The organism is Seonamhaeicola sp. NFXS20, assembly GCF_049132085.1.
GTDB lineage: Bacteria > Bacteroidota > Bacteroidia > Flavobacteriales > Flavobacteriaceae > Seonamhaeicola.
Genome location: NZ_JAFMPU010000005.1, coordinates 237,135 through 258,420 on the forward strand (window position 1 = coordinate 237,135; position 21,286 = coordinate 258,420).

21 protein-coding genes are annotated in these 21,286 nt (G+C 31.2%); 12 read left to right on the plus strand and 9 right to left on the minus strand.

All coding sequences use genetic code 11. The features are described from left to right. The first annotated feature begins 248 nt into the window (after positions 1–248). A complete protein-coding gene (gene gyrB / locus J1D01_RS09795) occupies positions 249–2,189 on the plus strand; it encodes a DNA topoisomerase (ATP-hydrolyzing) subunit B (RefSeq protein WP_421150684.1) in 1,941 nt (646 codons plus the stop codon). Positions 2,190–2,289: 100 nt separating this feature from the next. Here the strand turns inward: gyrB and J1D01_RS09800 are convergent, their stop codons facing one another. After that, positions 2,290–3,327 (minus strand): substrate-binding domain-containing protein, encoded by a 1,038-nt coding sequence (locus J1D01_RS09800; protein ID WP_421150685.1) that lies wholly within the window; start codon positions 3,325–3,327, stop codon positions 2,290–2,292. Between the two features lie 413 nt (positions 3,328–3,740). Between J1D01_RS09800 and J1D01_RS09805 the strand changes: the two genes are divergently transcribed. The 5 genes from J1D01_RS09805 (at position 3,741) to J1D01_RS09825 (ending at position 10,776) form a co-directional block, all read left to right on the plus strand. Beyond that, a complete protein-coding gene (locus J1D01_RS09805; RefSeq protein WP_421150686.1) occupies positions 3,741–4,757 on the plus strand; it encodes a DUF6588 family protein in 1,017 nt (338 codons plus the stop codon). A gap of 250 nt (positions 4,758–5,007) precedes the next feature. Further along, positions 5,008–5,934: a malate dehydrogenase gene (gene mdh / locus J1D01_RS09810; protein ID WP_421150687.1), complete on the plus strand. Its 927-nt coding sequence runs from the start codon at positions 5,008–5,010 to the stop codon at positions 5,932–5,934. A 73-nt stretch (positions 5,935–6,007) separates the two neighbouring features. Further along, positions 6,008–6,619, plus strand: a complete 612-nt coding sequence (locus tag J1D01_RS09815; protein WP_421150688.1) for a hypothetical protein — start codon at positions 6,008–6,010, stop codon at positions 6,617–6,619. 170 nt (positions 6,620–6,789) lie between these two features. Then, a complete protein-coding gene (gene secDF / locus J1D01_RS09820) occupies positions 6,790–9,795 on the plus strand; it encodes a protein translocase subunit SecDF (protein WP_421150689.1) in 3,006 nt (1,001 codons plus the stop codon). A gap of 243 nt (positions 9,796–10,038) precedes the next feature. Next, entirely contained in the window at positions 10,039–10,776 is a 738-nt protein-coding gene (locus tag J1D01_RS09825) for a DUF6250 domain-containing protein (protein ID WP_421150690.1), read from the plus strand. 7 nt (positions 10,777–10,783) lie between these two features. Here J1D01_RS09825 and J1D01_RS09830 read toward each other — a convergent pair whose 3' ends face one another. From J1D01_RS09830 to J1D01_RS09850, 5 genes are all read right to left on the minus strand, one after another. Next, positions 10,784–11,260 carry a DUF192 domain-containing protein gene (locus J1D01_RS09830; protein ID WP_372936031.1) on the minus strand — a complete coding sequence of 159 codons (477 nt, stop codon included), beginning with the start codon at positions 11,258–11,260 and terminating at the stop codon, positions 10,784–10,786. Continuing rightward, positions 11,260–12,189, minus strand: coding sequence for a prolipoprotein diacylglyceryl transferase (lgt, locus tag J1D01_RS09835; RefSeq protein ID WP_372936028.1), 930 nt, complete (start codon positions 12,187–12,189; stop codon positions 11,260–11,262). Before lgt ends, J1D01_RS09830 begins: the two co-directional genes overlap by 1 nt. Before the next feature lie 64 nt (positions 12,190–12,253). Beyond that, a complete protein-coding gene (locus tag J1D01_RS09840) occupies positions 12,254–13,399 on the minus strand; it encodes a peptidylprolyl isomerase (protein WP_372936026.1) in 1,146 nt (381 codons plus the stop codon). Position 13,400: 1 nt separating this feature from the next. Further along, positions 13,401–13,943, minus strand: coding sequence for a gliding motility-associated peptidyl-prolyl isomerase GldI (gene gldI, locus J1D01_RS09845; protein ID WP_372936024.1), 543 nt, complete (start codon positions 13,941–13,943; stop codon positions 13,401–13,403). Then, positions 13,936–14,955, minus strand: coding sequence for a DHH family phosphoesterase (locus J1D01_RS09850; RefSeq protein ID WP_372936022.1), 1,020 nt, complete (start codon positions 14,953–14,955; stop codon positions 13,936–13,938). Before J1D01_RS09850 ends, gldI begins: the two co-directional genes overlap by 8 nt. A gap of 85 nt (positions 14,956–15,040) precedes the next feature. Here J1D01_RS09850 and J1D01_RS09855 point away from each other — a divergent pair, with 85 nt between their 5' ends. Continuing rightward, positions 15,041–15,460 carry a nucleoside-diphosphate kinase gene (locus tag J1D01_RS09855; protein ID WP_372936020.1) on the plus strand — a complete coding sequence of 140 codons (420 nt, stop codon included), beginning with the start codon at positions 15,041–15,043 and terminating at the stop codon, positions 15,458–15,460. 121 nt (positions 15,461–15,581) lie between these two features. On the opposite strand, the gene J1D01_RS09860 is transcribed toward J1D01_RS09855, so the two are convergent. The 3 genes from J1D01_RS09860 to recF all read right to left on the minus strand — a co-directional run bounded on the left by J1D01_RS09860 (position 15,582) and on the right by recF (position 17,262). Beyond that, positions 15,582–15,773 carry a cold-shock protein gene (locus J1D01_RS09860; RefSeq protein ID WP_076698245.1) on the minus strand — a complete coding sequence of 64 codons (192 nt, stop codon included), beginning with the start codon at positions 15,771–15,773 and terminating at the stop codon, positions 15,582–15,584. 101 nt (positions 15,774–15,874) lie between these two features. Further along, complete coding sequence (locus J1D01_RS09865; protein ID WP_372936018.1) at positions 15,875–16,171, minus strand: DUF721 domain-containing protein; 297 nt, start codon at positions 16,169–16,171, stop codon at positions 15,875–15,877. A gap of 11 nt (positions 16,172–16,182) precedes the next feature. Further along, a complete protein-coding gene (gene recF, locus J1D01_RS09870; protein WP_421150691.1) occupies positions 16,183–17,262 on the minus strand; it encodes a DNA replication/repair protein RecF in 1,080 nt (359 codons plus the stop codon). Between the two features lie 137 nt (positions 17,263–17,399). On the opposite strand from recF, the gene J1D01_RS09875 reads away from it, so the two are divergent. The 5 genes from J1D01_RS09875 to mutL all read left to right on the plus strand — a co-directional run bounded on the left by J1D01_RS09875 (position 17,400) and on the right by mutL (position 21,286). Further along, positions 17,400–18,173, plus strand: a complete 774-nt coding sequence (locus tag J1D01_RS09875) for a tetratricopeptide repeat protein (RefSeq protein ID WP_372936014.1) — start codon at positions 17,400–17,402, stop codon at positions 18,171–18,173. A gap of 58 nt (positions 18,174–18,231) precedes the next feature. After that, the gene (ribH, locus tag J1D01_RS09880) at positions 18,232–18,717 is read left to right on the plus strand and encodes a 6,7-dimethyl-8-ribityllumazine synthase (RefSeq protein ID WP_421150692.1); all 486 of its coding nucleotides are present in this window, start codon (positions 18,232–18,234) and stop codon (positions 18,715–18,717) included. A 183-nt stretch (positions 18,718–18,900) separates the two neighbouring features. After that, positions 18,901–19,131 (plus strand): hypothetical protein, encoded by a 231-nt coding sequence (locus tag J1D01_RS09885; RefSeq protein WP_372936010.1) that lies wholly within the window; start codon positions 18,901–18,903, stop codon positions 19,129–19,131. Positions 19,132–19,150: 19 nt separating this feature from the next. Next, complete coding sequence (locus tag J1D01_RS09890; RefSeq protein ID WP_372936008.1) at positions 19,151–19,432, plus strand: riboflavin synthase subunit beta; 282 nt, start codon at positions 19,151–19,153, stop codon at positions 19,430–19,432. Between the two features lie 3 nt (positions 19,433–19,435). Continuing rightward, positions 19,436–21,286: a DNA mismatch repair endonuclease MutL gene (gene mutL, locus J1D01_RS09895; protein WP_421150693.1), complete on the plus strand. Its 1,851-nt coding sequence runs from the start codon at positions 19,436–19,438 to the stop codon at positions 21,284–21,286.

Here is a 21,286-nt window from a genome sequence, read left to right on the forward strand (position 1 = left end):
CTCTAATCAATTGTTTGAAAATTTAAATTCAACAAAACTTAAAATAACGCCAAAATCGATTTTAAGCTACTTTTTAGACGATTTAAGACGTTTTTTATATAATTAACAATTGTTGATAATTTTTGTATAAACTCCTTAAAAAGCTTTTTAACGGCTTTTATAATTTGTATATTTGTTATTCATGATAATGATGCAATTGCGTCATTTTTTTATGAAATGAATTTAGAAGTTAAATTAAAAAAACATATATGAGCGAAGAAGCTAAAAAGCACAATTATTCTGCCGATAGTATTCAGGCACTAGAGGGAATGGAGCATGTGCGTATGCGTCCATCAATGTATATTGGCGATGTTGGAGTACGTGGTTTACATCATTTAGTTTATGAAGTAGTTGATAACTCTATTGATGAAGCACTAGCTGGTCATTGTGATACTATAAAAGTAACTATAAACGAAGACAACTCAATTACAACTGAAGATAACGGACGTGGTATTCCTGTTGGGTTACATAAAAAGGAGGGCGTTTCTGCTCTTGAAGTTGTAATGACCAAAATTGGTGCAGGTGGTAAGTTTGATAAAGATTCTTATAAAGTATCAGGTGGTTTACACGGTGTAGGTGTAAGTTGTGTTAATGCCTTATCAGAGCATTTAAAAGCAACAGTACATCGTGAAGGCAAAATTTGGGAACAAGAATATGAAAGAGGTAAAACACTTTATCCTGTAAAAACGGTTGGTGATTCTGATAAAAATGGAACAGTAGTTACGTTTAAACCAGACCCTCAAATTTTTACTCAAACACTAGAGTATAATTATGATACATTAGCTAGCCGTTTGCGTGAATTAGCTTTTTTAAATAAAGGTATTACAGTTGTTTTAACAGATTTAAGAAATAAAGACGAAGAAGGTAATTTTATTTCTGAAACGTTCCATTCTGATGAAGGTTTAACAGAATTTGTTAAATATTTAGATGCAACAAGAGAACCCCTAATGCAAGATGTTATTGCGTTTGAAGGTGAAAAAAATGGTATCCCGGTTGAGGTTGCCATGATTTACAATACTTCATATGCAGAAAATTTACACTCATACGTAAATAATATTAATACACATGAAGGAGGTACTCATTTAACAGGTTTTAGACGTGGTTTAACACACACACTAAAAAAGTACGCAGATTCTTCAGGGTTAACAGATAAGTTGAAGTTTGATATTGCAGGAGATGATTTTCGTGAAGGTTTAACAGCTATTATATCTGTTAAAGTAGCAGAACCTCAGTTTGAAGGTCAAACCAAAACAAAACTAGGAAATAGAGAGGTTTCTTCATCTGTAAGTCAAGCAGTTTCAGAGATGTTAACAGATTACCTAGAAGAACACCCTGATGATGCTAAAACCATTGTTCAAAAAGTAATTTTAGCAGCCCAAGCGCGTCATGCAGCTCAAAAAGCTCGTGAGATGGTACAGCGTAAAACGGTTATGAGTGTTGGTGGTTTGCCTGGGAAATTAAGTGATTGTTCTGAACAAGATCCTGAAAAATGTGAAGTTTTCTTAGTAGAGGGAGATTCTGCAGGTGGAACAGCTAAACAAGGGCGAGATAGAGCATTTCAAGCTATTCTTCCTTTAAGAGGAAAAATATTGAATGTTGAAAAAGCTATGCAACATAAAGTGTTTGAAAATGAAGAAATTAAAAATATCTTTACTGCACTTGGTGTAACAATAGGTACAGAAGAAGATAGTAAAGCTTTAAACCTTTCAAAATTACGTTACCACAAAATTGTAATTATGTGTGATGCCGATATTGATGGTAGTCATATTGCAACTTTAATTTTAACATTCTTCTTTAGGTATATGAGGGAGTTAATAGAAAACGGACATGTTTATATTGCTACACCTCCATTATATTTAGTGAAACGTGGGGCTAAAAAACGTTACGCTTGGTCTGATGCAGAACGAGATGAAGTAATTGCTGAATTTGGGGACGGAAGTAAAATACAGCGTTATAAAGGTCTTGGAGAGATGAATGCAGAACAATTATGGGATACTACAATGAACCCAGAATTTAGAACTATGCGTCAAGTACAAATTGAAAATGGTTCTGAAGCAGATAGAATTTTTTCTATGCTTATGGGAGACGAAGTACCACCACGTAGAGACTTTATTGAAAAAAATGCAATTTACGCAAATATTGACGCGTAAATCATACTAAATAAGGCAGGAAAACCTCATAGTAAACGCTATGAGGTTTTTTATTTTATACATTTAAAGTATATAAGTTTTTTTGTTTATAAATAGCCTTCTATATAGAATCAACATTTTCGTTAGTAACAATAGTCATTGGCGATGGATAAATTGGTTTTGGCGTTTTATTCATTACTAAATAATCACTAAGTAGTTTAATGCCCTTATAGCCTTGATTATATGGGTTCTGACAAATTAAAAAGTCTATAGTATCATTCTTTAAAAACTCAATATTCTTTTTATTAGTATCATATCCTACCAACCTAATATGGTTAAGTTGAGAATTTTCTAAACATTCAGCAATTAAAAAAGAACTACTTGAAGGTACAAAAATGCCATCAACAATATCATTTTTTAAAGCCTCATTTAAGGTGTTATTAATTACCTCTAAGTTTTTAAAATTAGGAATTACTAAATCCTTAATTTTTACAGAAGTATATTTTTCTTTAAAAAAAGCTTTAAACCCGGTAATTCTGTTATTAATTGATGAATAATTTCCTTTATTTAATCTAAATACAGGAATTAAAATTTGGGCATTATCAGTCACCATAACACTCATGAGTTTAGCGGCTAAATAACCACTTTTGTATGAGTCTTGACCAATAAATGAAAGCGCATTAAAGCCCTTTATTTCAGTATTTATAAATACATAAGGCGTTTGTTTTTTATCTAGCTGCTTTATAAATTTTGCAGTTTCTTTATGAAAAACAGGAGCTATTAAAACAGCATCAAAATTACCCTTAATTAAATTTAAAAAGGCATCTTGATAAGAATTAGAGTCAAATTGATTAAACTTAAAAAACGTAGCAGAAATTTTAAAGTTTTTTATTTCTTCAATAGCGGTTTCTATACCTTTTTTGGGTTCAGACCAAAATTCATTTTCGGCGCGTGCTTCAGGAATTAATACGCCTATTTTATAACTCTTGTTAAGAGCTAATGTACTGGCAATAGTATTAATTTGAAAATTATGCTCTTTAATAATTTTTTGAACATGAGCTTTTGTTTTTTCAGAAACACCAGGTCTGTTATGTATAACTCTATCTACTGTACCTGTTGAAACATTGGCTTTTTTTGCTATGTCTTTTATAGTTGTCAATTGTTCAAAAATTTAAAGTAAATTAAACTGCAAAAACACTTATATAATTACGTTTGCAAGATTTAATTGGGGTAAATTTACAATTTTGCGTGTACGCTCACAAACTTGTTCTAAAAGCGGTTGTTTTTATTTAATTTTAAAAGTTTTGTATTTATCAAGTTGTGGTATCTTAAATTAGGGAAGCATGATAAGTTAAAGAAGTATTAAGGTTAACACAGAAGATTTTATTTTTACTATAGAAATAAGCAATATATCGTTAGGTTTAATACCTAAAAGGGAAACTTTAAGTTAAATTTTAAATGAGTTTTATATATTATAAAATCGTTAAAAAGTAATTTTTTATCGATGAAATGTTGTTTTTTGCAGATTTTTCCATATGTTTGTCTAACCAAGTCTAATTATAAATTATAAAAATGAAAAAGATATCCCTACTTATGTTACTGTGTTTTATAACACTAACAACAAAAGCACAGAATGATATTGATGCTTTATTGGCAGCAGGTGTTGAAGATGCCGAACGTTTTGCAAATGATTACTTAATGCCAGGAACCAATGGTTTAATGCATAGTATGAATTCTAATTGGTTTAATACAGCAGATGCTAAACCGCTTGGTGGTTTTGAAATTTCTATAGTTGCAAATGCTGCATTAACTAGTGATGAGAATAAGTCTTTTTTAATGAATACTGCTGAGTATAACAATATTCAGTTTGTACAAGGGGGGCAGTCTCAAAATGTAGCCTCGGTTTTAGGAGACAATGATCCTGATGTGGTTATAGAAGTAACTTATGATGACCCTATTTTTGGAGAACAAACAGAAGAAATAACATTGCCAACAGGCTTAGCTTCAGAAAATATAAGTATGATTCCTACGGCTTTTATTCAAGGTGCTTTAGGTTTAAGTAAAGGTATTGAAGTAAAAGCACGGTTTGTACCTAATATAAATACTGAAGATGTAGAACTTAGTATGTATGGGGCGGGTTTACAAGTTGAGTTTACCAAATGGTTGCCAGCAGATAAGTTGTTACCTGTTGCTATTTCTGGTTTAGTAGCATATACTCATTTAGATGCAAAATACGATTTAACAGACTCTTCAGGAATACAAGGTGAAGATCAACGTTTAGAAACTGATACAAATACATTGTTATTACAATTAATTGTTTCCTCAAAACTACCAGTAATTAATTTTTATGGAGGTTTGGGGTATATAAAAGGAAAGTCTGAATCAGATTTATTAGGTACTTATATAGTTTCAGATGGATTAATAACAGCAGATCCAATTGTAGATCCATTTTCAGTGTCTAGTGAAGTATCTGCAGTTAGAGGAACCATTGGAACCAAACTTAAATTAGGATTTTTTAGATTAAATGCAGAATACCACCTATCAGACTTTAATGCCTTTTCCGTGGGTATTAATTTTGGATTCAGGTAAAACCCTCTTGTAATAAAGAGTTTACAAAAATGATGTTTTAATTTTAGTTAGTTTATATTTAATTTTTTGTTTTAGAAAAGTACAGGATTTTATCCTGTACTTTTTTTATTTAGAGCATTTTAATTCTTAATTTTGCATGACTTTGGTCATAAATTATTACTTTTTAAATAGTGAGTTTTGTACCATAATGAATGAACTAAAAAGAAAGACTATTAAATTATTCTAATTATATAAAAACAAACAATAAAACATGAAAGTAACAGTTGTAGGAGCAGGAGCAGTAGGTGCAAGTTGTGCTGAGTATATTGCTATTAAAAATTTTGCTTCAGAAGTAGTTTTGTTAGACATTAAAGAAGGCTATGCTGAAGGTAAAGCAATGGATTTAATGCAAACAGCATCATTAAATAGTTTTGATACTAAAATAACAGGTGTAACTAATGATTACAGTAAAACTGCAGGTAGTGATATTTGTGTTATTACCTCTGGAATTCCTCGTAAACCAGGTATGACTCGTGAAGAGTTAATTGGTATTAATGCAGGAATTGTTAAAACAGTATCATCAAGTTTAATTGAGTATTCACCAAATACCATTATCATTGTGGTTAGTAACCCAATGGATACCATGACGTATTTAGTACATCAATCTACTAACTTACCAAAAAACAAAATTATTGGTATGGGTGGTGCTTTAGATTCTGCACGTTTTAAATACAGATTAGCCGAAGCTTTAGAAGCTCCAATTTCAGATATTGATGGTATGGTAATTGGTGGACATAGTGATACAGGTATGGTACCATTAACAAGTCATGCTACAAGAAATAGTATAAAAGTTTCTGAGTTTTTAAGCGAAGAAAGATTAGAACAAGTTGCTGCTGATACCAAAGTTGGTGGAGCTACACTAACTAAATTATTAGGAACATCTGCATGGTATGCACCAGGAGCAGCTGTTAGTGCTTTAGTTCAAGCTATTGCTTGCGACCAAAAGAAAATATTCCCATGTTCTACATTATTAGATGGTGAGTATGGTTTATCTGATATTTGTATAGGTGTGCCTGTTGTTTTAGGTAAAAACGGTATTGAAAAAATAGTTGATATACCTTTAAGTGATGCCGAAAAAGAACACATGCAAAAAAGTGCAGAAGGTGTTAGAAAAACTAACGGATTATTAGACGTTTAATAATCAAAACCTTAAAAAAGATATTTATATAAAGACTGTAGCAATACAGTCTTTATTTTTTTATATTTGGCGCATGAACGCAAAATGGTACTTTAGTACATTAATAATTGCATTAACTCTTCTTGGAGTTTGCCAAAAACAAGTTTCTGTACCCAATCAGGAAATTGTAATGGACTTTGTTGATGCTAATATTACTCCAGAAGACGTTCAAGCTGCCATAGCAAATGTTAAAGAGCAATTACAAGAAGTTGGTGCAGTAAATATTAACGTTCTACAAGAAAAAAAAGGCACTTTAAAAATTTCTTATTACAGCAAGGTTAATGTTACCAATGTTAAAAAATTACTTTTAAAAGATAACTATTGGCTACTTGGTTATGCCTCTAATAATCAAGATGAAAAAGATTCACAACCTTCAAATAATAAGTTAAAAGATTATAATCTTGATGTTTATGAAATAAAAACAAATCAAGAATCATCAAGTTTAAATGGTAAATGTGTTTTAGAAATAAAACATGATTATGACCGGTTTACAAAACCTAATCTATATAGTCCGTTCCAAAAAGAATTAGTTAGTGAAGTAAATTGCTCAATAAAAATAGCCTATAAAATTAATCGTAATATAGCCATTGCGTTAGATGACACTTCAAATAAAAAGCCAGAAGTAAGAGCAGGACCTTTATCTTAAAATTCTAGCATTTAACGGTTTTTATCCTTTACCCAAACTATTTTAAAGAATAAAAGCTGTTTGTTAAAAACCTTAACAATCAATTATAAACAAAAAAAATAATTGTCAAATCTTACAGTAAATCATACATTTGCTCGTTTTTAAAAATTTGACCAAAAAATAACATAAGAATGCAAAACAAAGGATTAGTTAAATTGTTTGCTTTATTATTCGGTTTGGTAAGTATTTACCAGTTATCGTTTACGTTTAAAGCAAATCAAATTGAAAAAAATGCCGAAGAGCTAGCTATAGAGAAAATTGCTGAGACAGAGCCAGATTATCGTGCTTTAAGAAGTCAAGAAGAAGCAAACTACTTAGAGTCTATTGCTACAGATACCGTGTTTAATATTGGTATAGCAAAATATACATACAATGAAGTAAAATCTAAAGCCATGAATCTTGGTTTAGATTTAAAAGGTGGTATTAACGTAATTCTTCAGGTATCTGTAAAAGATATCTTAAAAGGATTAGCAAATAACACTACAGATCCCGTTTTTAATACAGCTTTAGAAAACGCATCTGAAGTTCAAAAGAACAGTCAAAATACTTTTCTTGAAGATTTCTTTATTGAATTCGATAAAATTAAAGGCGATACTAAATTAGCTTCTCCAGATATATTTTACACTAAAGATTTAGATGGTGAAATTGATGGAAGCATGACAGATGAAGAGGTTAAAAAAGTAATATCAACAAAAATTGATGAGTCTGTTGTATCTGCGTTTGAAGTGCTACGTAAACGTATTGATGGTTTGGGGGTTACATCACCTACCATTCAACGTTTAGGAAATTCAGGTAGAATTTTAATTGAGTTGCCAGGTGTAAAAGACATTGAAAGAGCAGAGCGCAACTTTACTACCATGGCGCAATTACAATTCTGGGATGCCTATAAAGGTGAGCAATTTTACCAGTTTTTAGCCCAAGCAAATGAGGTGTTAAAACCACTAGTAGAAGAGGCTAAAGCAGAAGCAGAAGAAGCAAAAGGAAATGATTCTGAAGATGCTACACAACAAGATGCTATTGATGACCTTTTAGGAGAAGCTACTACAGATTCTACTGAAGTTAAAAGTGCCGCTAACCCATTATTAGATTTAATAAAAGGACCAGGTTACCAAGGAGGACCTGTAATTGCTCAATTTGATATTAAAGACAAAGAGCTAATCTTAGAGTATTTAAATAAAAAAGAAGTTAGAGCTTTATTACCTGCAGAACAACGTTATACTAAGTTTGCTTTTGGTAAACCAAGTAAAAATTCTGAGATAGTAGGTTTATATGCTTTAGTAGGAAACAGAGAAAATGTACCTCAATTAAGTGGAGCTGTAGTTACAGATGCCCGTGTTAATTTTGGACTTACAGGTAAACCAGAAGTGTCTATGCAAATGAATAGCAAGGGCGCTAAAATCTGGGAACAAATGACAGGAGAGGCTTATAATAAGCAAAGCCAAATAGCTATTGTTTTAGATGATATAGTGTATTCTGCTCCAGGAGTAACTACAGGGCCAATTGCAGGAGGTAATTCATCAATTTCAGGAGATTTTACTTTAAGTGAAGCCGAAGATTTAGCCAACGTATTACGTGCTGGTAAATTACCTGCTTCTGCAGATATTATTTCAAGTGAAGTAGTAGGGCCATCATTAGGTCAAGAAGCTATAGATAGCGGTACTATGTCATTCATTATTGCATTAATAGTGGTATTACTATGGATGGTTTTTTACTACGGAAAAGCAGGTGGGTTTGCAGATATTGCTATGGCGTTCAACATCCTGTTAATTTTTGGTATTTTATCTGGGTTAGGTGCTGTACTTACTTTACCAGGTATTGCAGGTATTGTGTTAACTATTGGTATGTCGGTTGATGCAAACGTACTTATTTATGAGCGTATTAGAGAAGAAATTACAAAAGGTAAAGGTTTAAAAGAATCTATAACAGATGGCTTTGGAAACGCATTATCTTCTATTTTAGATGCCAATATTACTACTGGTTTAACAGCTTTAATATTATTTATTTTTGGTACAGGTCCAATTAAAGGATTTGCTACTACATTAATAATAGGTATTGGTACATCATTATTCACAGCTATTTTCATAACAAGATTGTTAATAGACTGGTATGTAAATAAAGGAGGTAAACTAACATTCTCTACAGCAATTACTAAAAATCTTTTCAGAAATATTAATATAGAATTCTTAAAGAAACGTAAAATTGCTTTTATTATCTCAGGAATTTTTATTGCAATAAGCTTAGGTTCTTTATTTACTAACGGCTTAGATCAAGGTGTAGATTTTGTTGGGGGTAGAACATATTTAGTACGTTTTGCAAACGATGTTAGCTCTAGTGAAATTACTGATGCATTATCACAACCAGAAATTTTTGGAAGTGCAGAAGCAAAAACCTTCGGGTCTGAAAACCAATTAAAAATTACCACTAAATATAAAGTAAACGAAAGTGGTGCTGAGGTTGATGAAGAGTTAAGACATAAATTATTCACAGGTTTACAACCTTATTTAGAAGGTTATAACTACGAACAATTTATAGATTTAACTAACGAAAATAAACAAGTAGGCCTATTACAATCAGATAAAGTAAGTCCAACCATTGCCGATGATATTAAACAAGCATCTGTTTGGGCTGTATTGGGGTCATTAATAGTTGTGTTCCTTTATATATTATTCCGCTTTAAGCGTTGGCAATACTCTCTAGGAGCCGTAGTAGCAGTATTCCATGATGTATTAATAGTGCTAGGTATATTCTCTTTAACCTATAAATTCATGCCATTTAATATGGAAATAAACCAAGCATTTATAGCAGCCATATTAACGGTAATAGGTTACTCATTAAATGATACCGTGGTAGTGTTTGATAGAATTCGTGAGTTCTTTAATGAACACACAAGTTGGGGCTTTAACCGTGTAGTAAACTTTTCATTAAGCAGTACATTAAGTAGAACATTAAACACCTCTTTAACAACCTTAGTAGTATTATTAGCTATCTTTATTTTTGGAGGCGATTCCATTAGAGGTTTCATGTTTGCCTTAATAGTAGGTGTAATTGTAGGTACCTATTCATCATTATTTATTGCAACACCAATAATGTATGACACCGTACAGAGATTAGATAAAAATGATAAAAACAAAGAGTAAATTAAACTAACTCATTTTAAAAAGCCTATTAACAATTGTTGGTAGGCTTTTTTGTTTTAGGGCGTTACCCTATCGGGTCGGGCTATCCGCTATATCTTTTTTTCGTGCCTCAAAAAAGGATGTCGCTTCTATCCCTAACGCAAAAAGCAACACTCTAATACTTTTATAAAGTTTATACCAAATGGTTTAAAGTTTTAAAACCCACAACCATTTAGTATTTTAGTATCAAATTAATCTAAAAAAATGAAAACCCATTCAACATTAATATTATTACTATTTACAGCTTACTTGTTAAATGCACAAAAAACAAAAACCGTTAAAATAAATGATACATTAGTAGTAAAAGCAACTTTACAATATAGTGATGATTTTAGTAATAACCTTTCTAATTGGCAAGCCCAACATGAAATTGCAGGTGGGTTAGTAGAGATTAACAATGGTAAAATGGAAATTACTGCCAACAGAGGTTGTACTGTATGGTTTACTAAGTATTTACAAGCCCCAGTTTTAATAGAATATGATGCTGTAATGATTAATGAAGGAGGTCCTTTAGACCGTGTGTCAGATTTAAATTGTTTCTTTATGGCAACAGACCCTAATGATGCACAATCAAAATTTATTAATACAGGAGCTCTAAACGGTAGTTTAGGTGCTTACAATAAGCTTAAGTTATATTATGTGGGTCAAGGCGGCCGTAAAAATACCACAACCAGATATAGAAGATATCCAGGAACTGGAGAGCGCCCAATGCTACCCCAGCATGATTTAAAAGATAAAAAGTATTTGTTAACTGGTAATACCGTTAACCATGTTAAAATTATAGTTTACAAAAATCACATTCAATATTATAGAAACAACCAATTAATTTTCAATTTCTATGATCCTGAACCGCTTACGTTTGGGTATTTTGGTTTTCGTACTACAATTAACCATATGACAACAGATAACTTTAAGGTTTATAAACTTTCAAAAATTAAATAGTAGTAATTTAAAAGCTTAAACTATCACCCACTTTTAAGTTCCAAGAGTCTGCTAAACCAGCATTAATTTCTAATACATATTTAGCAGGTGCGTTAGAGGGGAGAGAGGTTTCATCAAAGGGTTGTGCATTTTTTTGAAAACTCACTATGGTTTTATTTGCCTTAATGAAAATAAGGTCTAACGGAATTTTAGTGTTTTTCATGTAAAAAGAACGAGGCCTTTCGTCATCAAAAACAAAAAGCATACCTTGGTTGTTCTTCATAGAATCTCTATACATTAATCCTGTTTGAATATCAAAATCGGTATCGGCAATTTCAATATCCAAATTAATAGTAGTAGAATCTGTTTTAATTTTATGAATAGAGAGTTCTCCCTCTTTTTTAAAAGTTACTTTAGTTTGTTTAATAGCTTTATTGTTGTCTTTACAAGCAACAATACTTAAACATAATATTAGTAAGCCATAAAAAAGTCCTTTAAAGCGCATTATTTAACAGCATGTTTGGGTTTGTAAACAAACATAAAATATAAGCCAATAAGTATAAACGGAATGCTTAACCATTGCCCTGTGTTTAATAACCAGTCGGCACGTTCTTGGTTTTGTGGTTCTTTTACAAATTCAACAAAGAAACGAACGGTCCATAGTAAAATTAAAAATAACCCAAATAAAAATCCGGTTTGGTCTTTTTTAGGTGTTCTAGAGTAAAAATACCATAAAATTAAGAATACAAAAATATAACAAAAAGATTCATATAATTGAGCCGGATGTCTATAAGGAACGGCTTGTAATAATTCAGAAAATTGTGGGTTATCAGTTACAGCGTTGTAAGCTTTTTGTACATCTTTTATACCAGTAAGTTGCGTAATTTGGCTTTTGTAATAATAGTCTTGAATAAAACGTACGCCTAACGGAAAGTCTCCAGATTCTTTACCTATAATTTCAGAATTAATAAAGTTTCCAATTCTAATAAATACAGCACCAGAGGCAACAGATATAACTAACCTATCAAGCAGCCAAAGCAAAGATTTATATTTGTATTTTTTTCGGTATAAATACATACCTATTATAATTCCAATGGCAGCTCCGTGGCTTGCTAATCCTTGAAATCCAGTGAATTCTATGCCATTTTTAAAGCTAAAGGGTAAGAAAATACTAAAAAAGTCTTCAGATATTAATTCAGATTGATAAAATATAACATGACCTAATCGGGCACCAATCATAGTGGCTAAAACGGTGTAAATAAACAACGGGTCTAAATAAGTTAAAGACACTTTTTCTTTGGTAAAAATACGTTTCATAATGTACCAACCAACTAAAAAAGCAATAATCCACATAAGGCTATAAAAGTGCAATTTAAAATTACCTATAATATCAATGCCTGTTATGGGGTTCCAGTCAAATTTTAATACGTGCATGCTTATTATTTTACTGTGTAAATATAAGTTTTTACTATAACTTAAGTGTTAAAAATATGTTGGATTATCTTAGTAATTCTAAAACTTCAACTTCAAAAATTAGATTAGATTTAGGAGGGATTCTGTTATTGCCTGCTTCACCATAAGCTAAGTAGTACGGTAAAAATAAGGTAGCTTTATCTCCAACATGCAATTGCTGAAGCCCTTCTTTAAACCCAGGAACCATTTGTGCGTCTGGACCAATATCAGCAGTTATTGGTTGGTATTTGTTGGCGTTTCTTCGTTTTTCGTTTATGGCATTAAGGGCTTCAGCTATTTTTAAGTTACTAGTTTCTATAAGTTTTCCGTTTTCAAAATATACGGCGTAGTGTACTTTTGCAATAGCATTACTGGGAAGTTTTTTACCGCTTCCCTTTTTAGAAATATAATATTGTAAACCAGAAGGTAATGTTATGGCTTTAGCTTGTTGTTTGTTAAATTTATCCTTAGATTTTTTAATAATAGCTTCGGCTTTTTGTTCTGCTTTTTTTTGTTTGTGCTCTTCTTCTGCAAAATGATTAATAAAAACTTTAGGAGCTTCAAAATTTATGGCGGCATTTCCTTTTCTAATAATTTTTACAGATTTTATGATATCATTTACTTTAATGGAATCTATAATATTAAGTCCTAAAACAACTTCTCCAAAGACAGAATGACAGAATACATAATCTTCTTCACAAAATTTTAAAATACCTTCCTCATCATAGGCATCTAACCATGGTGTTGGAATTAGAGTGATGTAAAATTGACTTCCATTAGAGTTGATATGACCTGTATTAGCCATGGCTAATACACCTTTTTTATCGTGTTTTAGAGTTTTGTCAAATTCATCACTAAACCTATATCCAGCGTCAGACATTCCGTATTTTATAGGTTTGCCAGTTTGAATTATAAAAGAGTCAATAACCCTATGGAATGTAAGCCCATCATAAAATTTTTTTCCAAGAAAAGTACTATCTACAAGAGGGTTGTTTGCTTCTGCTAATGATACAAAGTTTGCAACCGTTACTGGTGCTTTTTTGTAGGCTAATTTGGCAACCATTGTGCCTTTAGTAGTGTTTATTTCTGCATACAAACCATCATCTAATTTTGGATATTGGTCTTTGCAAGATACACATGCTATTAGTAAAATGGCACAACAAACTTTTAAGATGTTACTAAGATTAAGCATTTTAATTATTGTGATTTTGAGTAATAGAGTTAACCGTAACTTCGCAAATTAAAGGAACATTGGTTCCTATTTTATTTTCATCGCCGTAATAACCAAAGGCTTTTTGAGACGGAAATAGAAAAGTAACAGTTTCTCCTGTTTTCATGAGTTTTAAACCTTCTCGTAAACCGGTAAAAAGTTCTTGTTTATCCATGGCGTAATTTTGGGTTTTTATTTCGGCTTTAGAGTAAATGAGCTTGCCATTTAAGGTTTTTACATTGTAGTTGTAGTTAACAATATCTCCAAAACTGGGGGTTTTTAAAGTATCTGCATCTACCTTTGTATTATAGTAATACCAAAATCCACTTTCAGAAGCAATATAATCCTGCTCATTTTGTTTCATGATATTTTCTATAGCAGCTTGTTCTTTGGCATTTAATTCTTTATTTCTGGCTACAGACTCATCAATAAAAGAGCCAGATTTTGAAGAAACAGGTCTTCTAGCTTCTGGTGTTTTACAGCCAAATGCCAATAGTAGTAGCATAAGTGTAAGTAATTTATTCATTGTTTAGGGCTTTATTATAAGTAGGTAATATACTAATAAATTTTTCAACGGTTTCTTTTAAAGTAGCATAACTTTTTCCACCTGCGGCATTGGTGTGTCCGCCACCATTAAAATGAGCTCTAGACATTTCGTTTACTGAAAAATTACCTTTAGAACGTAACGATATTTTAATAATACCTTCCTGTTGGTCTTCAATAAATATGGCTGCAAGTATTACGCCTTCTAGTGATAATCCATAATTTACAACACCTTCAGTATCACCTTTAGTGTAATTGTAGGTGTTTAATTCTTTTTGAGATAATGTAATATAAGCCGTTTTAAACTCAGGTATTACTTTTAAATTATTAAGAGCACAACCTAAAAGTTGAAGCCTGTTATAGCTATTGGTATCATAAACATTATTATGTATGGTAGCATTATTTGCGCCTTTTTCAATAAGATTTGCAACTATTCTGTGGGTTGTGCTTGTTGTTGATGAAAATCTGAAAGATCCGGTGTCTGTCATAATTCCTGTGTATAAACAAGTAGCAATGTTGGCATCAATTAAATTTAAATCACCAAGCATATCTATAAAATGATAAATCATTTCACAAGTAGAACTCATTGTAACATCGCTAAACATATAGGTTGCATAATCATCAGGTGCTTGATGATGATCAATCATAATTTTAATGGCATTACTGTTAGAAAGCACCGTTTCCATATTCCCTGTTCTATGGAATGCGTTAAAATCTAAAGTGAAAATAATATCAGCATTATGAATTAATTCCTCACAAAGTTTGGTTTGTGAGTCATGTTTTAAAATAGTGTCTTCACCAGGTATCCATTTTAAAAAGTTAGGATAATTGTTAGGTGTTATAACTTGTGCCTTATGGTTGTTTTTTAAAAGGTAATGGTATAAGCCAAGTGTGGAGCCTATAGCATCTCCATCTGGGTTTTTATGCGGAACAATTACAATCTTTTTAGTAGTTGATAATAACTGCTTTATACTAATAATGTCTTGTTTTTTCATAGATGACGAATATACAATTTTTTAAAATTGGTTTGTTTGGGTTTAAATAGAAATAGCTTACTTTTGCGCCAAATTAAAATATAAAATGGCAACAAATAGAACATTTACAATGCTTAAGCCAGATGCTGTTGAGAAAGGACACATTGGCGCAATATTAGAGAAAATTTCGGCTTCAGGGTTTAGAATTGTAGCTATGAAATTAACGCAAATGACAAAAGCCGATGCAGAAACTTTTTATGCAATACATAAAGAGCGTCCGTTTTTTGGAGAATTGGTAGAGTATATGACTCGTGGGCCAATAGTGGCAGCAATATTAGAGAAAGATAATGCTGTTGAAGATTTTAGAACTTTAATTGGAGCTACAAATCCGGCTGATGCTGCAGAAGGAACCATTCGTAAGCTTTATGCAAATTCTATAAGTGAAAATGCTATTCATGGAAGTGATAGCGATGAAAATGCAGCTATTGAAGGAGCTTTTCATTTTGCAGGAAGAGAGCAGTTTTAGTTAAAACTCTTAACAGATATAAAAATCCAGCAATTATTTTGCTGGATTTTTTTTGAAAAAAAAATCTGCTAAAATAAATTAGCAGATTTTCGCATTTTGTAATTGTTAAAGTATATATCTATTAGATTACTTTTACGTTTACGGCGTTTAATCCTTTTCTACCTTCTTGTAGATCGAATTCAACATTGTCGCCTTCACGAATTTCATCGATAAGTCCTGAAATGTGTACGAAATGTTCTTTGTTGTTGTCCTCTTCAACTATGAATCCAAAACCTTTAGAATCATTGAAGAATTTTACGGTACCTTTACTCATTGTAATATGTATTAAAATAATAATTAAGCCACAAAGGTAAGTTAAATAATAATATGTTGTTGGTTTTAATTGAATTATTTACAATAAAATAACAAGTATAATTATCTTAAAATCAATTTCTTAATAATTTCTTTACCTAATTCTTCATTAAGCATGTCAATTATTTTTTGTTTTCCGTAGCTTAATTCTTCTCTTAAAACACTAGAACTTAACTGAACGTAAAGTGTGTCTCTTTGTAAATTTACAGAGGTTGTGTAATTATTAACGCCGTTGCCCATTAGGTTAGCCCAAGCATCGGCAACATTAACTTTATCTAAGCCTTTTTCTAAATTATTGGTTTCTACAAATTCTTTTAAGGCGTCTTTTATGCTAATATGTTCGTTATGGCGTTTAGGCATAATTTTAGAGATTAAAGTTTAAATATTTCATAAGATTGATGTGCTTGTTTTACAGCATTTTCGGTGCGTTCGGGGTGTGTGTCACTAATAAATAGTTGACCAAAATTTTCATCATCTACTAATTTAATTATTTGCGCTACACGTTGTTCATCTAATTTATCAAAAATATCGTCTAGTAAGAGAATTGGATTAACACCACTTTGCGCTTTTATAAAATCAAATTGAGCTAATTTTAATGCAATTAAAAACGATTTTTGCTGACCTTGGCTACCAAACTTCTTTATGGGGTGTGTTTCAATATTAAAATGTAAATCGTCTTTATGAATTCCAACACTAGTATATTGTAAGGCTTTGTCTTTATTTAAAGCACTTGCTAATAGCATGTTTAAATTGCTTTCAAATAAATGACTGTTATATACCAAATCAACAGATTCATTTCCATTACTTATAGCATAGTAACGTTCTTTAAAGATAGGTATAAATTCTTTTAAAAAAGCTTTTCGCTTTTCAAAAATAAGTGTTCCGTATTCTGTTAATTGGTTGTTATAAACCTCTAAAGTATCTGCATTAAAAGTGTGGTTTAAAGCAAAATATTTTAAAAGCGCATTACGTTGTGCAAGTATTTTGTTATAATTAATAAGTTTAGATAAGTAGTTTTTATCGCTTTGTGAAATGACACTGTCTATAAATTTTCGTCTAGTATCACTACCTTCAATAATTAAATTTCTATCTGCCGGAGAAATAATGACTAAGGGTAAAAAACCAATATGCTCACTAAATTTCTCATAAGCTTTTCCGTTGCGCTTAATAATTTTTTTTTGTCCTCGTTTTAAACTAACAACTATCTTTTCAGTTTTACTGTCTTTGTTGTATTCTCCATTAATAACAAAAAAATCTTCACCGTGTTTTATGTTTTGAGTAGCAACAGGGTTAAAATAACTCTTACCAAAAGACAAATGGTAAATAGCATCTAGAACATTGGTTTTACCAATGCCGTTATTTCCAACAAAACAGTTTATTTTTTCATTAAAATTAAACGATTTGCCATCAAAATTTTTATAGTTAAGTAATGAAAGTGATTTTAAAATCATGCTGCAAAAAACAAATTAAAGTCTGTTTTAGGGTGAAAACCGTTAAAAAGAAGTGCAAAATATTGAAAAATATCAAATAAATAACCTTTTAGTTAGGAAGAAAAATTATATTTTTGCGGCGCAATAATTTATAACATATGGCAACGTACAAGAAGAGAGGATATAAACCAAAAACTAAAGTAGAAAAACAACACGATATAGAAGAAGGTTCTACAACTGCTGAAGTTTTTAATACCTTAGATGAAGGTGCATCAAAAACTGAAGCTTTTGTTGAAAAAAATCAAAAGTATATTTTTATTATTTTAGGAGTTGTAGCAGCAATAGTTTTAGGTACTATGGGCTATAAAGAATTTATTTCTGGTCCTAAGCAAATAGCTGCAATGAATGATATGTATCAGGCTCAGAAGTATTTTGACGAGGCTACAACATCTAGCGTAGCTAAAGATTCTTTATATAATTTAGCATTAAATGGAGGAGAAGGTAAGTTTGGAATGCTAGATATTATTAATGAATATAGCGGAACTGATGCTGCTAATTTAGCGAGTTACTATGCAGGAACAGCTTATCTAAGATTAAAAGACTATAAAAATGCTGTTGAGTATTTAAGTAATTTTAAAAGTGAAGATGAAATTTTAGCACCTTTAGCAAAAGGAAATATAGGTGATGCATTTGTGCAATTAAATCAACCAGAAGACGCATTAGATTATTATGAGCAAGCTGCTAACATGAGAGATAATGAGTTTACTACACCAATGTATTTATACAAGGCTGGAAATATTGCATTAGAATTAGGTGATGCAGATAAGGCACTTTCTTATTTTAAAAGAATTAAGTCAGATTATGCAAACGCTACAGAGGCTTCAAACATTGATGTATTTATTGGTAAAGCACAAGTTTTAGCCAATAAGTAACATAACTTTGTGTTTATAGAAAAGCCTTAAAACAATTTAATCTCGATTATCGAGTATTATGGCAACAGAAAATAAAAACTTATCACATTACGATAAAACTACAATCCCAGATGCGAGCAACTTTCGGTTTGGGATTGTTGTTTCAGAATGGAATGACGCTATTACAGAAGCACTTTATCAAGGCGCCTATGATGCGTTAGTAGATAATGGTGTTTTACCAAACAATATCATTCGTTGGAATGTTCCTGGAAGTTTTGAGCTTATTTACGGTAGTAAAAAAATGCAAGAACAAATGGTTAATGCGGTTATAGCTATAGGTAGTGTAATACAAGGAGAAACCAAGCATTTCGATTTTGTTTGTGAAGGTGTTACACAAGGCATAAAAGACCTTAATGTACAAAATGAAACTCCAGTAATATTTTGTGTGCTTACTGATAATACTTTAGAACAAGCACAAGCACGTTCTGGAGGTAAACATGGTAATAAAGGTACAGAGGCTGCTATTGCTGCTATAAAAATGGCAGAACTACGTAATAATAGTTAGTTTATTTGTCTAGTACACGTTTTACCTTTTTGTAAAACATAGTGTCTATTTATTATAAAAAAGCACAGTATAACCTCTTTTACTAAGGTAAATTACTTTCTGTTTTTATTAACAATTTTTAGGTTTTCAAATTCTTAACTCTATCTTATTTTAAGTATTTTTGAATTTAAGCATTACAGAAATTTGTTTAAACAGCGAAAACATAGAACCTTTAACTATCAACCTCGGTTTTCAAAAGAAAACCAAGACCTGTCTAATTTAGAAAATGAAACTTCAAAAGATTTTATTTCTAAATGGAAAAATGCAAGAGAGAGTAAACGTAAAGTAAAAGGCGTTTTACCCATAAGAACCTTAATTTTAGCTTTGGTATTATTATTGATTCTTATGTATGTATTAGAAAAAAAATACATGTAACTCTAAAAACTAAGAAATTATGGGACTTTTAAAATTACGCAAAAACAAAAAGTTTAACTATACACCTCGTTATTATAAAGGAGAAGGTAACCCATATGAAATTAAACATAAGTTTGATGAGCATAGAGTAACGGTAGGAAACAATGCTGGCTTAAAGAATAAATTTAACAATGCAGTAAACGATTTTAAAAATAACCCCGATAAACAAGCAAATAAACGTGTGTTAATAATAGTGGCTATTTTAGTTTTAGTTTTTTTGTTTATTATAGGGTTTGATTTATCTATTTTCTTTTCAAAATAATACATGGCAGACATTATACAGCTTTTACCTGATCATGTTGCAAACCAAATTGCTGCTGGAGAAGTTGTTCAACGTCCAGCTTCAGTAGTTAAAGAATTGCTAGAAAATGCTATTGATGCAGGTGCTACAACTATAAAACTTATTATTAAAGATGCTGGTAAAACCTTAATTCAAGTTATTGATGACGGTAAAGGCATGAGTGTTACTGATGCCCGATTGAGTTTTGAACGTCATGCAACTTCAAAAATAAGAACCGCCGATGATTTGTTTCAACTTAACACAAAAGGTTTCCGTGGCGAAGCTCTAGCAAGTATTGCGGCCATTGCTCATGTAGAACTTAAAACTAAACAAGCGCATGATGATGTAGGAACCGCAATTATTATTGAAGGTAGCCAAGTAACCTCACAAGATGTAGTTGTTACACCAAAAGGAACTTCGGTCTCTGTTAAAAATTTATTTTTCAATATTCCTGCACGTCGTAATTTTTTAAAATCTAATGCTGTAGAGTTACGCCATATTATTGATGAATTTCATCGTGTAGCTTTAGCACATCCTAATTTAAGTTTTGCAATGTATAATAATGGTAGCGAAACTTTTAATTTGCCTATTAGTAATTATAGGCAGCGTATAGTTAATATCTTTGGAAATAAAACCAATGAAAAGCTGGTTCCTGTTGAAGAAGAAACCGAAGTGCTTAAAATTTCAGGTTTTGTGGGTAAACCAGAATTTGCTAAAAAAACCAGAGGAGAACAGTACTTTTTTGTTAACAATCGTTTTATAAAAAGTGCTTACTTAAATCATGCAATAGCATCAGCTTTTGAAGGTTTGTTAAAAAGCGGCATGCACCCAAGTTACTTTTTAAATTTAAAAGTAAACCCAGAAACAATAGATATTAACATTCATCCTACAAAAACAGAAATTAAGTTTGATGACGAACATACTTTGTATGCATTATTGCGGTCTGCAGTAAAACATAGTTTGGGTCAGTTTAATATTGCACCAGTTTTAGATTTCGACAAAGATCCTAGCCTTGATACCCCTTATAATTTTGAGAAAAAGGTAACTAACACACCTGTAATAGAGGTAGATAAAAATTTTAATCCGTTTAAAAACGATGTTAAACCATCTGGAAAACAATCACCCGCTTTTAAATCTACGGTTAGCAATTGGGATAGTTTGTATGTTGGATTAGAGTCTAAAAGTAATGATAGCCAACAAGATTTTAGCGAAGTTCATTTTGAAAGCGAAGAAACTACAGGGTCTATTTTTACTAATGAAAAAGAAACAGAACAAGTAAATACAACATATCAGCTTCATAATAAATATATTGTAAGTACCATTAAATCTGGTATGTTGGTAATAGACCAACACAGAGCACACCAACGTATATTATATGAAAAGTTTTTGAAGAATATGACAATAAAAGAAGCCGTGAGTCAACAATTATTATTTCCGCTTCAGCTTCATTTTTCAGTTCAAGAAATTCAAATATTAAATCAGTTAAAAGAAGATTTAGAGCATACAGGTTTTGTGTTTTCTAAGGTTTTAAAAGAATCGGTTGAAATTACAGGAGTGCCTATTAGTGTTCCAGAAAGCGAAGTTTCAATCATATTAGAGCAGTTAATAAGTGATGTTGAAAACGAAGTGCCAGATGCCCATTTTAGTGCTACTGATTTGTTAGCCAAATCTATGGCCAAAAGTTTAGCAATTAAAACAGGGCAAGCACTAAAAAAAGATGAACAAGAACATTTGGTTAATAAATTATTTGCTTGTAAAGAACCCAATGTTTCACCAACTAATAAAGCAACATTTATAACAATGAGTGTTGATGAGATAGATAAAAAATTTATTTAA

Excerpts from the sequence above, each read along its gene's own strand:
- gyrB (WP_421150684.1), top strand. The coding sequence starts at position 249 with ATGAGCGAAGAAGCTAAAAAGCACAATTATTCTGCCGATAGTATTCAG.
- J1D01_RS09805 (WP_421150686.1), top strand. The coding sequence starts at position 3,741 with ATGAAAAAGATATCCCTACTTATGTTACTGTGTTTTATAACACTAACA.
- mdh (WP_421150687.1), top strand. The coding sequence starts at position 5,008 with ATGAAAGTAACAGTTGTAGGAGCAGGAGCAGTAGGTGCAAGTTGTGCT.
- J1D01_RS09815 (WP_421150688.1), top strand. The coding sequence starts at position 6,008 with ATGAACGCAAAATGGTACTTTAGTACATTAATAATTGCATTAACTCTT.
- secDF (WP_421150689.1), top strand. The coding sequence starts at position 6,790 with ATGCAAAACAAAGGATTAGTTAAATTGTTTGCTTTATTATTCGGTTTG.
- J1D01_RS09825 (WP_421150690.1), top strand. The coding sequence starts at position 10,039 with ATGAAAACCCATTCAACATTAATATTATTACTATTTACAGCTTACTTG.
- J1D01_RS09830 (WP_372936031.1), bottom strand. The coding sequence starts at position 11,260 with ATGCGCTTTAAAGGACTTTTTTATGGCTTACTAATATTATGTTTAAGT.
- lgt (WP_372936028.1), bottom strand. The coding sequence starts at position 12,189 with ATGCACGTATTAAAATTTGACTGGAACCCCATAACAGGCATTGATATT.
- J1D01_RS09840 (WP_372936026.1), bottom strand. The coding sequence starts at position 13,399 with ATGCTTAATCTTAGTAACATCTTAAAAGTTTGTTGTGCCATTTTACTA.
- gldI (WP_372936024.1), bottom strand. The coding sequence starts at position 13,943 with ATGAATAAATTACTTACACTTATGCTACTACTATTGGCATTTGGCTGT.
- J1D01_RS09850 (WP_372936022.1), bottom strand. The coding sequence starts at position 14,955 with ATGAAAAAACAAGACATTATTAGTATAAAGCAGTTATTATCAACTACT.
- J1D01_RS09855 (WP_372936020.1), top strand. The coding sequence starts at position 15,041 with ATGGCAACAAATAGAACATTTACAATGCTTAAGCCAGATGCTGTTGAG.
- J1D01_RS09860 (WP_076698245.1), bottom strand. The coding sequence starts at position 15,773 with ATGAGTAAAGGTACCGTAAAATTCTTCAATGATTCTAAAGGTTTTGGA.
- J1D01_RS09865 (WP_372936018.1), bottom strand. The coding sequence starts at position 16,171 with ATGCCTAAACGCCATAACGAACATATTAGCATAAAAGACGCCTTAAAA.
- recF (WP_421150691.1), bottom strand. The coding sequence starts at position 17,262 with ATGATTTTAAAATCACTTTCATTACTTAACTATAAAAATTTTGATGGC.
- J1D01_RS09875 (WP_372936014.1), top strand. The coding sequence starts at position 17,400 with ATGGCAACGTACAAGAAGAGAGGATATAAACCAAAAACTAAAGTAGAA.
- ribH (WP_421150692.1), top strand. The coding sequence starts at position 18,232 with ATGGCAACAGAAAATAAAAACTTATCACATTACGATAAAACTACAATC.
- J1D01_RS09890 (WP_372936008.1), top strand. The coding sequence starts at position 19,151 with ATGGGACTTTTAAAATTACGCAAAAACAAAAAGTTTAACTATACACCT.
- mutL (WP_421150693.1), top strand. The coding sequence starts at position 19,436 with ATGGCAGACATTATACAGCTTTTACCTGATCATGTTGCAAACCAAATT.